This window comes from Candidatus Omnitrophota bacterium, assembly GCA_018830005.1.
In the GTDB taxonomy this organism is placed as follows: domain Bacteria; phylum Omnitrophota; class Gorgyraeia; order JAHJTE01; family JAHJTE01; genus JAHJTE01.
Window position 1 is genome coordinate 288695 of the sequence record JAHJTE010000003.1, and the last position, 13957, is coordinate 302651.

At 37.3% G+C, this 13957-nt stretch carries 1 protein-coding gene (only partly in view); it reads right to left on the minus strand.

Annotated features, from left to right (window positions below; translation table 11 throughout):
- On the minus strand, window positions 1–13825 hold the beginning of the coding sequence (locus tag KJ593_08025; protein ID MBU2541830.1) for an LOG family protein. It extends 17195 nt beyond the left edge of the window; the window shows 13825 of its 31020 coding nt (coding positions 1–13825); it begins with the start codon at window positions 13823–13825; its stop codon lies off the left edge, out of view.
- Window positions 13826–13957: the final 132 nt, after the last annotated feature.

Sequence of the window (13957 nt, forward strand, 5' to 3'; positions counted from 1 at the left end):
CATTTAAGAATATATCCTGGGTAAAATACCAGATGTTTGGTTCTGTTGTGCCTAATATAAAGTAGAAATTCTCTTGTTCTAGTGTCCTAGCTATCTCAGGGTCTATCCGGTCTTTTACCTTTTTGGGAAGGTCTTTGTATCTAACTACATGTCCTCCGGCCCATGCTTTCCCTAGCTCATAATAAGTCCTGTCTTCATACTCCTTATACATCTGGCCGTTGGCTTTGAGTACCCCCATGGCGCAAGGTTCCAGAATAGTAGCGGTATCCATATCCTTAAATCTCAAACTAGCAAAATTGGAACCCTTCTCCCTGGCCATATTAATCTGTATACACGCAGCAAGCAGTCGTAATTCTGGAATATAATACGTACGATTACTCTGATAACTATCAAAGTCGTCCTCTAATCTGCCTAAGGTTAAGATTTTATTGGCAATTACTTTTAGAATTATCTTGAATAAATTATAACTGTTGCCATTTAGGCAGCCATTATCAACTAAGGCGAAGGCACGGCTTAAATCATATTTTATTTCACTTCTTAAGCTTTCTATTCCTGCTGGAATTGTTCCCTTCTTTCTTCTAATCTCTTTCTTAATTAAGGCTAATCTATTCTCTAGCCTATGAATGGTTCCGTAATCTAATACATTGGCTAAATTAAATGTAAATTCTACCTCCCCGACTATTTTTAGAGCTCGTTCGAATTCAGTAGGATCTGCTTTTCTTAATATAGCTTCAATCTGTTTCAAATGTAATTCTATGTCTCCTAATAAACCTTGTTTCCAGAGCCTAACCTGTACAGGCTCTATAATTTTTAGTTTATCGTAGAGTCTATCTAAGAGCTGCAAAATAACTATCCTTGAACCAACCGTATTTGAGCCCTGACTGACAAAATTTCGCTGATAAACATCAAAAGCCTCTTGGGCCAAATCTAACTCAGAAAGCCCAAAACCTTCTGATACCTTGCTAACATTATTTGTTTTTTCCAAGAGTCTTAAGACTCTACGGCTATATTTTATAAGCCTTACACCTCTGCCATTACCATTGCCCATATATCCATTACCATTGCTTAATGGTAACTCATAGCCTATCTGCATAGCTCTCTTTCTTAGAATTTCAATACAGCTTATATTTAACGCCTTCTCAACATCTGCCTTATATCCGTCATTCTCGGCCAATCTCTTAAAGATAATACTAAGGCCTTCTATTACAGAATCCTTGAAAAATCCTGAATCCTTCATAAGCTTACTCACTACCAGATTGATTCTATCCATTATTGCGCGTTGACTGAGACCAAAAATACGGGCTAATTCCTTATATTCAAAGTTAAATGCAAAGCGTAGATATAGAGTCCTTAAATCTTCAGTTCGAAAATCAAGTAGACTCCTGCTACAGGACTCTGCCAAAGGTCTAAGCAAATGGTCTGCCATGGTCTTATCAAACGGCGTATTACTGTTTCGCCCTTGTGCTACCTGTCTAATTCTTACAAGCAATAATCTTCTTTGCCTACGTACTTCTTTGACTACCTGATTTACTAAACAATTGTGTCTGGGTGTGAAATATTTTTTAGCCCCTTTAAACAATCTATCTATCTGCTCTTCTTTATACTCATACAGAAAATCTCTGTAAATATTCCTTAGGTAATCATCGTCTAAATCAGAACAAACTTCACTTAACACCTCTTTAAAGTCTCTCCTCAATTGAGGAGTAATATTTTCTGCATATGTCAAGCCTCTTATAGTTTCACCTAATCTTTTGCTAATCGATGTAAAAGTAGCATTAAATAAACTACCAGTTACCACAATTGGAACCCTTTCTTTTATCCTGACGTAGAAAATAGCCTGCCATTTAGATGGTAATTCCATAAATGCATGGCGCACTTTATTCTTATTGTATATTTCTATTCTTGCTGCTAACCAGAAACATGCATCTATTCGCCTCTCAAGCCTTTTTGCCCTGACTATACTATTCTCTCCCACTGCTACGAAAAGTTCTTTACTGAATGTTTTAATTATTTTTCTAATGCCGTCTGTTGTATTGTATTTAAAAGCCCTCTCTGGAAGAGCTGCCTCGATCTCTTGTAAATGATCTATATTAGGTAGATAGATATCTCCTTTTAACAAGCTAATATTAATATCTACTACTCTTTTCAAATACATATATTTTGCAGTCAGAGCTAAAACCTTATTCCAAGAATTTGCATTTGCTAATAAAGAATTGACCTCAACAAATTTCTTCTCTATCAGGCACGAAAACATTCGTTCGAACCTAGTCTGATTATGTCCTTCTTTTTTGACGTCAGAGCTAGCTAACAGCAATCGATTTTCTAAAGATGAAAATATAACAAGTTTTGTCTGTAGGTCTTTTTCTTCTTCGCAAAGACTAGCCAAGATGGGCAGCCAAAGCAAATCTCTATCAATGACCTTATTAAAACTCTCTGCTAGTACTTCAATGCTGTCTAATGTTGTTGCATCCCTAAGCTCAAAGATTAATTTAGTTAAATTTGCAACTCTCCTATCCCAATCTGAGTCTGGTATTAATTGATAATAAATTTCTAATATTTCCTTTTTCGAAGAGGCAGTATATTCTAGGGTCTTATCGCAAATTGCAGATCCTATTTCCTCTATCTCTTTGCTATTTCTATAGTTAAATAAGCCCTTACGAAACTCTATGTCTATTTGTTCTGCCATCATTAATTGACTATATCTAATTATCAAGTCAACAACTTCTCTGTAGTCTACTACCTTTTCTAATAATATCTTAATATTATTAATTTCACTCTCTATGGCCTCATGCATATCTATTCTTAAATTGACAATTTCATCTGAATGATTGCCAAATTTAAGTAAGTCTAGCTGGTTACGCAAGAGTATGAATATTATAAGCTTGATTGATAAGTCTTTTTCTGCCCCATAGACTTCTTTCAATATCGAAATTGACTCACAACCTAAATCCTCACTGAGCCTGTTAAAAATTTCCCGAATCCTACCTAAATCATTAACTCCTCTAAGTGAATCAAGCGGACCCAATCTCTCTTTAAGGTTATTAGATAAAGTTCCTATATCGCCAATATCATCAATCCTTCCTAATGGGGTGAACAAATCCAAGGCCACCTTTATTAAGTGGGGGTATTTACTTAAGACTTCCTCTATAGGTGAGACTAACAACCTTCCTAATAATTCCCCTCTTCGCTTTAGCTCTAATCTGACATGCTTGGCTAAAGGAATCTCTTCAACTAAGAACTCTTTCAAGGTTACCTTTTGGACAAGACCCCTGCCTTCTTTAACACTTAACTTGTATGCTGTCGCATCATAATTGGCAGCTCTTAAGTCTTTTAATCTCATAGCTAATTGTGGTAGACCGCTATATTTATCCATCCAAACAGCTAATGGTTCTTTTTTAAGCCCAATCCAATAATCAATATAATCCCCACTTCCTTTCGATGTACATATTTTCAATGTTCCTTCCAAAGTAGTAAGGCGATTTTCAATTCTAAGTTCATCTGTATTGTATTGTTTAAACATTGTCTGTATCTGAGCAGGCGTCGGGAAACGATGATAAAATGTCTCAAATACATTGCCTCCGCTACAAGCTGATACATACTCTCCTACATAAGCATCAAAATGACATGCTTCATAATCTTCAAGCTTCATATAATATAAAAGTAATAATCTGCCATTTGACTTTACAAACCAAGCTACTGCAGAATCTCCATATTTGAATTTATTGCTATCTAAATTATACATTTCATAATTAAAATGTATCCTGGCAGGCTTTTTAACCTCTAAATTCTTGGCTCTAATAATACTGCCATCGTCAAGCTCTTTAAATACTTCGCTCCATTCAATGCCTTCATCTCTCCAGATTAGATTATCTTGCTCGCCTAAATTCTTCTGTAGATAAACTGCCGCACGCCTTCTGCCAGATACGCTTAAATTACTTATCTCAATAGTCTCTTTCGGGATCAATCCTTCACTAAAAACTAGGATTAGACCATTAATAATGTGTGTAAAATAGTACTTTCTTTTAGCGCCAAAGATGAATTGCCCGTTATTGCCAGTAGAGATAATTGCACTATTCTCGCTTAATTTGATATCTTCCGGAAATTTATAAAGGTATGTTGCAATTATTGATCCTTGCATATCAAATATCTCATTATAAACAAACTCACTTTCAAGGCATGCAGTTAGTATTTCTTCAAGTTCTCCAGCTGATATTGTTCTAGCTTTACCTCTAATGTTGCCTTTTTTATCTATGTTAAGTCTTTCTCTGTAAAAGATATTCCTTAGAATAATTGGATAACCGCTCAAGCTTTTAAGCTTAATCTCTATTTGTTTTGGCAAATTATTTATTGCCGTCGCACATAGTTTAATATATGCCTGGTCCTCAATTATCGATGCGCTACGAATCAACTTCGTACTATCAAAACCTCTGGTTATCATTAGGCTTGTCCTTGCCGAAGCAAAGTAAACACTCGAATTGTAATCCCAAAGCCGAATCTTTCCATCTTCATCTGTAATCACGCCGTTTATTAAAAGATTATTGTAACCTTTCTCATCCATAAGTTCATCTATCTTATCCTCTATCATCTTTTTAGGCCGCTTGAAACCACCAGGGAGAGATATCTCTCCAACTTCTGCACCGGTTAGAGTATCAATAAAGATTATATGATCATTTCTTAGCCTGCGCTTGTATTCTTCAAGTTCTTCTTCTGTTGGCAGCAGCCTTTCAGGAATATCCTCTATAAAGTCGGGGAATGCCTTACTTAATTCTCTTAACTTAGCCCTCACAAACCTATCTATCTGGTAATTACTACCACCCAGGTAGAGTTTTAAGATTTTGATAAGTTCTTTCATCTTCACAGTATCTGTCTCTGCTACAGCTAGGGCATTTCGGATAAGGCGTTTGAGGGAAGGGTTTGCTTTTTGAGTGTGTTTGGTATCAGCTAGGCAGGTTAATCGCTTAAGGTTAACTCCTCCAGCCAGCATGCCGGCGATTAGCGTGTTGTGTGCTACGAAGTCCTGAGTGGTTCGACAGAACTCACCATAAACGAGCGAAGCGAGTCGAAGGATGAGTTCTGAGTTCTGGGCTAAAAGCGCAAGACCCAAAGCGCAAAGCGCAACAGCTAACATTAAAAACATTGTGCCAAAAAGCATGGAACTACGCTTTCTCTCAGCTTGGGTGTTATTGCGCAAATACGCATCAAATTGGCCTGAAGCGGACATGGCTTTAACATCACTCCAGAAATAAACCCGAATTTGCTCATCTTTAAAATCACAATTAGAACCATTTCTTAACCTTGTAGAGCCGTCAAAATAGAAGGAATATTTAAGGTTGAACTCTTCCCTATCTAAATATTCTCTTTGATCTTTAGAGATTGTTTGTGCTAACAACTCTAGATCTGCCCTCTTCACAATACCTTTATTCTGAAATGCAAGATCACGTATACAGTAGAGCAATGAATCTGGCCAAGGTCGGCTTATATCAAGATAAAATGGGATGTGAATTTCGCAAATATCTTTCTCTGAAGAGAATATTCTATTAAAGGCTTTTGAAATATGTTTAAATGTTGTAAGTAAACAATATTCTATAGCTCCGCCAATAAGGACAAAATTATTCTGATGACTCTTCTTGAACACTTTGTCTAACCATCTTAAATCCAGCCACTTTAGTAGTAGCAATTTATTAACATCTGTAAATTCAAATTGTTTTCCCAGCGCTTCTGCGCTATCGCTAATATCATGAACCTGAACTAAATGTAATGGATGCATGGCTGTCCTTATATGATCATAAGCCTTATTAGATATTAATATCCCACCCAGGCCGGCGGTTAATGGGCTGTCTGTCCCGAGTGGCTGTAAGGAGTCTAGAGATGGTAGGTCCTGAGTCGCTTTTTGGCTCTGTATCTCTATTAATTTTTTATTTGTAATCCGTTGTGAAGGTGTTTGTAAATCTTCAGAGTAACTATAAAATCCAAAACAGTACACTGCGCTACTATTTTTTGTATCAAAGGTGATGTCGGTAAAGGTGGTACATAAAGAAGGAAATAACAATCTTATATTTTTATAGCCCTTACTGGCTAAATGATTAATTATTCTTCCTCGAAATGCAAATAATTGCCTATTGTGTTCTAATTGGAAATCATCGAATAATGCCAAGCCGCCAGCATGAACTTCTATTTCCTCGCCGTTGCCCATATCCTCATATGCAATATCTATCAATCTAATTGCCTCGTCTAATTCTACCCTCCTTTTATGGATAGGATATGTCCTCTTATTCTTATGATTATGAATAATAACGAACACACATGGCCCTACGGAGAACCTAAAAGGTTCTTGATCGTCTATTAAGTATTTATCCGTGGCTAACGGCATTGTAACATCTGCAATTGCATCATAAGTCCTCCCTAAGCCAGTCCCACCTATACCAACAAACTCTCTGTCCTTTTCTTTATCAAGCATAATTTCAGTATTATCAACCACTAAGATTACTTTTTGAGAGTCATCAAGACTTCTATGAGTACAAACAGCAATGCAGGTAAAGACCAATAGCTCTAAAGCAATTATAATCAGAGCAGTATGAAAACTCCCTGGGCCGGCTAAATTCAAAGTCTGCGCCTGGCCTGATGCGCTAGAGAATAAATCGACAATCCCTATAGTTAACCAGAAAGACAATATCAACCCATGTATTAAGTCATTATCGAGTTTTTTAATTTGGGTAATCGCTACTATTCTAAACACCTTATTAATTACTAAAGACTTATTACCAAGCAGCATTTGTATATAATCTCTTAACTCCTTCCTTGTCTCATTATTACCTTTACCTAAAATCTCTGAGAGAAATGCCTTACAGTATCTATAAGCAAGGGCTTGAAAACCTCCATCAATAGCTAAGGCTAAAAGTATTGCCTTTAAACGATGCAGACTATTTATATCTTTAAGCATAGCCAAGGCCTGATCATAGTTTTGCCTCTTGGCTTCTCTGGTAAAAGGAAGACTCGGCATAACTCTATTATTGGTTGACTTTCTCTCATATATTGCTAAGTCCTCAACAATCTCAGGATAAATTGATACTCTTCTTAAATTTTTAAAGTGAATCTTATCCAGGCAAGGCATGTATATGACTAATATTGATTCCTGGCCTAAGCCGGACACAGCATCTACCTTATTCAATAAATTATCTTGACGCTCTGACCTATCATAATAATAGAATATTAGTCTGAATCCGCTAATATCAAAACTCATATCCGTAAGGTTTGCCAAATCCAATATCCGTACCTCTTCTTTTGGCGAAAATTTTGGCAAGACGGTTTTAACAACACCTTTGTTAAGAATGCTTCGGATATGATTAGGGGGTACGTCGTAAGTTTCTAATAAATTACGTGGTAGCTGTCGAGGTGAAATCTTCTGGCGATTATCATTCATCGCCGCTAGAAAAACAACCCCAGTGCTACTTGTGTCCCAGTTAGGCAGGATATCAAATACAAGATTCCAGATAGTAGGCACTAAGATAAGACCTACAGCAATTATCAAAAACAGGCTGCCGAGAGTGATGAAACCCCTGTTGCCATCTTTATGTTTTGACTTATTTTTTAAAGGTGGTATTATTTCTTCATAGCTGTAATGTCGGACATTGGGATGACCTTTTCTACCGGTCCAACCAACGCCTATTTCACATGGGTATCCTTTATATATACTGCTGCGATAATCACTGCCAATGGTATATGTCTTCTGGTCATTAGGATGTTCTTCGTTCCACTTCTCTATAAGAGCCAGAAGATGAATTCTGTCTCTGGTTCTGTACAATTTATGGTCAATTTCCAGACCGTCAAGCCCCCTCTTAAATAATTCAAATATTTTTTCATCGCTAGCATCTTCCTTCTTCTTGCCGAAAGCTCCCGGATGCGCATAAATAACAACACCACCAAATCTATGGGCCCAATCTATTACTTCTTGGACAGATGAATAACGCTTAGGTTGTGTCTGAATTAAATCTTGCATATTCTCTTTAAATTCTTGCAAATCAGGAAAATAAACTAGCATATCTCTCATAGAATCTTGATCCTTGGTTCTGATTTCAAGGCCTGGTATAATTTCCAGACTCGTGCCTTTTACTGCTTTTAGAGCTTCTCTAAAAGCAGTAAAACTAAATCCGTCCTTGAGATGGTCAACAATAGCGATGGCTTTTAATCCCTTTTTCAAGGCTTGGCTAACAATATCTATAGGGCTCAAATCACCGTTGTCAAAGCTTGAGTGTATATGCAAATCTACTTCATTTACTGAAGCAATGCGTTTTTCCTCTACCCCAGATACAAGTAGCCGGTCCATGCTTGTAGAATTCGTATCTGTCTTTTCATCAAAGACGCCGGCAAATGACTGCCACTTTCCTGTTCTCAGATAAATTGCATACTCAGTTAAGCGGATCAAGAGATCCTTTAGCAGGCCTTCAAGTTCATTTAATTTAAGGTCTACCTCTCCTTCACGCACATGCGTATTCTTACTAATAAAGCTCTTTAATTGCTTAAGCGAACTCTTTAGGTCAGTAACTATTTCAGAAACAGATGGTTTTTGCTTTGCTACCTTATTTATTTTCTTGCTTATTTTATGTTTTCTGATTAGTTTGAAGCTCTGCCTTAAGGCTCCTATCCAATCATATTCTTTAGGAAAGATACGTTTCTTTTTAATAAAAGTCTCTTTTCTTAAGTCTTGGATATGCTGATTTGCCCCATCTATATATTTATAGATTTTTTTCAATACAAGAATCGTCTTTTCTGACTCAGGTATCTCACCAAATATATCTTCAAATATTTTCTTAGCTCGGTACTCTGGATTATGCCTGCGTTTCTCTAAAATTGGTTGACGTATTCCACATACAACTATTGCAATACATGCTAACCCAAATGCTATGAGTAATATATTTTCAAAAATAGATAAAGGGAAAAAATTAAACATCACACCCGAAATTATAACAGCGGTAACAAAACATATGCTGAAGTGTGTTGAAATTAATCTGCCAAAATTCTTTAGGAATAAACGTATTGAAAATCGTTGGCCTGCTTTTTTATCAGATGCAGAGAAAGTATCATATACTGCAAATAGCAGGTTAAGAATAGCCCAAGCGCCTAGATAAGGAGAGATATGTTGCAAAAATCCTTTCATAGCAGGACTTAGCGCCAGCGGCAAGCTGTCTAATAATCTGCTTAATAATAAATCTACGTCCTTAAGACTAGAGAGAATAGATAGGGTAGGCGTAAGGTAAGAGATGAAAGATAAGGGAACAAAACTATGAACTATGGTATTGACTAGATAAAGTGGCGGTGCCTGCGGCTGCAGTATGTCTGTAAGTATTTCCTGCGTATGGCCAGTCTCAAAGCTAAATAACCACGCCACTAAAACCGTACACAATATTAATGCCAATTTAGCAAGGCTAATAAGCTGCTTGGGATTTGTAGTTTGCGTTTCTTTAGAAGCAGGTAAAGGCCTGGGGTTGAACTTGTCCCTGTCCAAAGGAAGCCCTGAGAAAACCTTAATAAGGCAATCAATGTGAGAACCGCAAAAATATGGTGCTTTTCTGTCATCTCTTGCACTGCTTAATCCTAAGACCTCAAAGTGGGCGCTGCTAATTTGGTAGATCCACTGCATTAATATACTCTTCTCTTCTTCTGAGAGTCTGCTAAGATTATCATAAGCTTCAATGATATGAGGTGTTTCCCTACTGAGTACCTCCCGAACATTGCCTATGCCTTGCGCAATTCCATCTTTCCATCCATATCTTTTAATCCAATTATTTCTTCTAAAATCCTCGAAATCTTTCCTGGTTAAACCTAATTTATAAAATACTGCTACTAAGGCATCTATGTAGGAACCATTAAAGCAAGAGACAGTATCTTTATCCATCACGCTAGCTAATTCCCAAATTAGGAAATGGCCTCCTGTTATATACAGGATACTGGTCTTTAAGACCTCTTTTTCTCTATCTGATAAGTTCTTCAGATTATCATATCTATCTATAATATCCGGCCTATATTTGCCAAGAAAATGTCTCGCATTCTCTATGGATTTCTCAAGAGTTGACCAGTCCAAAGGAAAATCAAATCTAGTTAAGTTAAGTTCAGGGAATAAATCAATAAGAACACCAATGTGAGAATTGTATTCAAGGTTAGTCCTCTGATCCCTGGCACCAGAAAGTCTCCAATTATCAAAGCAACGCTTGGTTATTCTGCAGACGTCGTATCTTAAAGCCGCCTGTTCCTGAATCGACAGATTCTTAAAGTTAGTATATCTTTCTATAATGTCAGGTCTGTATTTGCCAATAATATCCCGTGCGTGCTTTAGTGTGTTTTGCGCAATTCTATAAGGCCATGCATCTGAATCAGGCAATTCTAGCTCTAGGCCTTGTTCAGTTAGAAGATGCGATACAGAGGCAACATTGCCTTCATTATCAAGGACTAGTTTATTTTCACCAATTTTTTCTCTGATTTTTTTACCCTCTCTTAAATACACACCAACAATTACTTCATTATTGCTGCTCTTTAATACCCCCCAATATACTTCTTGCAGTGCATAAGGCAGATAGCCGCCCAGGACCTTGCCAGCAAAAATCATATATATGTTTCCTAAGGCATCCACCCGAGCCGGAACAAGCCGTGGATAAGGTCTTCGACGTATACTCTTAAACCACTTACTGCATCTAGACCCAAGCTCTATGCGCATAATATATTCTTGAGGGCTTTCATAAACTCGTGGTCGATCAGTACCATTTTTCACTGAAATTTCAGAGCCGTTGCGTCTAATTCTATAGTAGCGCTGATATGCTAACTCTGCTCCCCTTGTACTTAATCTATAGAATCTTAATATAAACCAGTCTCTGCCTCTCTGGCCCGCAGCAATCCTTATCTTTTGGCCTCTTGAGTGCTCTGGTATTTCAAGTCTAAAATTATCATTTATTTTTATGTCAGAATTAAAAATGTCCTCGATTGGTTCTGGCTGTTCTACTTTAGCACCTCCTAAGATGAAGGCCCATAATTGTTTAGTGAATCTTTTCCTGAGTGCCTTTTTGATTTTTCTGGCTTGTTTTTCTTTCTCTCTTCTACTTAAAAATTCACTATACCCGTCTTCCCCATAAAGATATCTTGCAACTCTATCTATTGCCTTCTCTATAAGTATCCGGATATCTTCGCGGCTACGACCACCCATTTCTCTTCCAATCTCAACAAGGCTATTATCTTTAGACTCTAGCTTCTTAGAAAGGGCACATCTTTGAAGTTCCGTAAGTTTGGCCTTTGATAAAATCTCTGCTAATTTTCCCTCACGCTGCATAACTTGAAGACTAGCCCATGGATCTTTAGCACTAGGATCTTGAACTTCGTCTATATCGCCTGTTCTGTAATATCGCTTTATATTGGAAGAGGCTATACAGGAGGAAACATCTGAAAGCCTAAGTAGTCCAGAAGCGGTCTTAGCGTCCACTCTCAGATAATCCATGATTTCTAATTGCGTTGGTTCTTCTAAGCCTTCCTCTAAGCCCAGCATTACTTTAAGTTTTATAACAGCTCTTTTTAGATTGAGCTCTCTATAAGGAGTAAATCCTAGAAAATCATATACTTGCCCTAGAGTCTGATACCTTGCATAATCAATGAAACTTTTGCCTTTGCTGTAATCAAAATATTTAAATGCTACTAATCTTAAGGCCTCACGTATAAAGTCCTCAAATCTCCCCTGGGTTATTCCTAAGGAGTATATTCTACTTTGAACCAACTTATACCCGAATTTAAAATAAATAAATCCTTCTGCGTCTCTAAGATATAAATTACCCAACTCCTCTAATGCCTGCTCATCAGCGTCTCTTTTATAACGCCTAAGTAAGATCTGTGCCTGAATGGTTTTGTTGTCTATGCGACATACCAAACCATCATAAGTCCAGCTGCTATTCGGATGAAGTGCTGAATGTAAATTTAGCCGTCTAAAGCATGCACCCTTTAAGTAATGCGCAAGGGGATGTCTCATCTTTTGAGCGTTGCCATTACCATTAATCTCATCTAAAACATTGGGCTTAAAATATAAGCTGTTTATTTTAAACTTCTGCTCTAAGATAGCTTTCAAATTTAGCAATGTTGCTATTTGCCAAGATGCCTCTACTTCAGCAACAGCCTTAGAATCACTCCTTCTATATCCATTAGTCTTAATATCAGAGACTAAAAATGAACTGGCTTCTTTGCCTTCAATATTTACAAACATACCAGTAATGCGCCCATATGAACCATTGCCATTAGAATGTGCCAAGGCTTTATTATCTTGAAAAGGATAGACGTCAATATATATTTTACCATTAGCATTTCCAGGCTGAGTTGCCTTAAGTCTTGCCTCTGTTCTTATATCTCCATAACCCCATTCCAATGCGGGGTTTGCCTTTATTGCTGCTCTTAAGGTCTGTAGGGAATTTCTCATACCTTTCTTAGCATTTAAACTAGCAAGCACCCCAGCAAGAAACACCTGTTGGCTGGAAAAATAACCAGAAACAAAAGACTGAATATCAGGATTAAGTGAGAAAATGATTGATGCTTGATGGTTGATATTTGAGAAGAAAGGAAGAACTTGCGAGAGGTAATTTGTTACCGATGAGAAGAATTGACCGATAACTAATGCTGGTGGTGCCTGGGGCTGCAGTGTGTCTGTAAGTATTCCCTGCGTATGGCTGATTTCAAAACTAAATAAACACGTCAATAAAAGCAAAGATAATATTAATGGCGATTTAACAACCAGACCAAGACGTTGGGTATTTTTGGATTTTGTTGCTTTGGAACCAGGTGAAGATTTGACAAGGGCCTTAGTTTTTCTTGAGGGCCCATCTCTGCCATATTTATTTCTATATGTAGTATCTCTCCTGTTGAAGACTGTAATTTCTCCTTCTCCCCTAAATTCAACTTCATTTTCGCCTATCTTAGTTCCTCTTCTTATACAGGTTCCTGCAAGGGAATAATCTTTCCTAAGATAAACTCCAAAGATTACTCTAGCCTTATCGCTATACAAAGGCCTATAAACAACATCTGCAAACAAATAGCGCTTATATCCACGCAGGAATTTCATAGAGCCCTTCCATTCAAAAAGAGGGATACTACACCAAACACCTATTACTCCAGGCACATCTTCAAGACAGGGTTTTGTTCGTTTTCCTTTAAACCATTCAAAAACAGCTCTCCTTGCCTTAATTCGGCTACGATATTCTTCTCCAGTCTCCCAGATTCTAGGACTTTTACCTGGCAGAAAACAACGCAATTTTACTTGTTTCTTAGCTTTCCTTTCAATAATATAGTATTGACGATATAATATCTCTTCTGTCTTCGGATCAAGAAATCTCACCATTAAGTAGTTAGTATCCCTCTCCTCAGCAATAATGCGAATATGCCTGCCTTGAAGATATTCTGGTACTCCAATAAAGAGACCTTTACCTAAATATAAACTTGTATTAAAATAACCTTCGATTGGCACTAAATCTTCTTGAGCGTCATTTATGATAATTGATGCCCACCGCAGAGCCTCTTCTCTGATTGACCTCTTGAGCATACGAGCTTTCTCTTCATTTTCAGAAAAGGCATTAAACCATCTCCTTCCATAGAGTGAAATTAGGACTCTTTTCCTTGCTTTATTTCTAATCTGCCGTACTCCTTCTGAGGTATTGATATCAATTTGCTCTATAATTTCCCGATATTTTCTACCTGCCAGATATGCCTCTAGAACAATTATTTCTCTCTCAGTTAAATCAGCTATTGAGAGGGCCTGTTGTAATTGACCTCTCTCATATTTATCTCTAAGTATAGTATTTGCGTCCACTGCATTTGGATCAGGAAATGCATCTATTGAACCTGTAGCGTGATATTCTTTGATTGCTGCATTAAGTATATTATTGCCAGGCTCTCCAATGCCAAGTAGACGACAGGCAATATCCCATCCTACATCTAAATA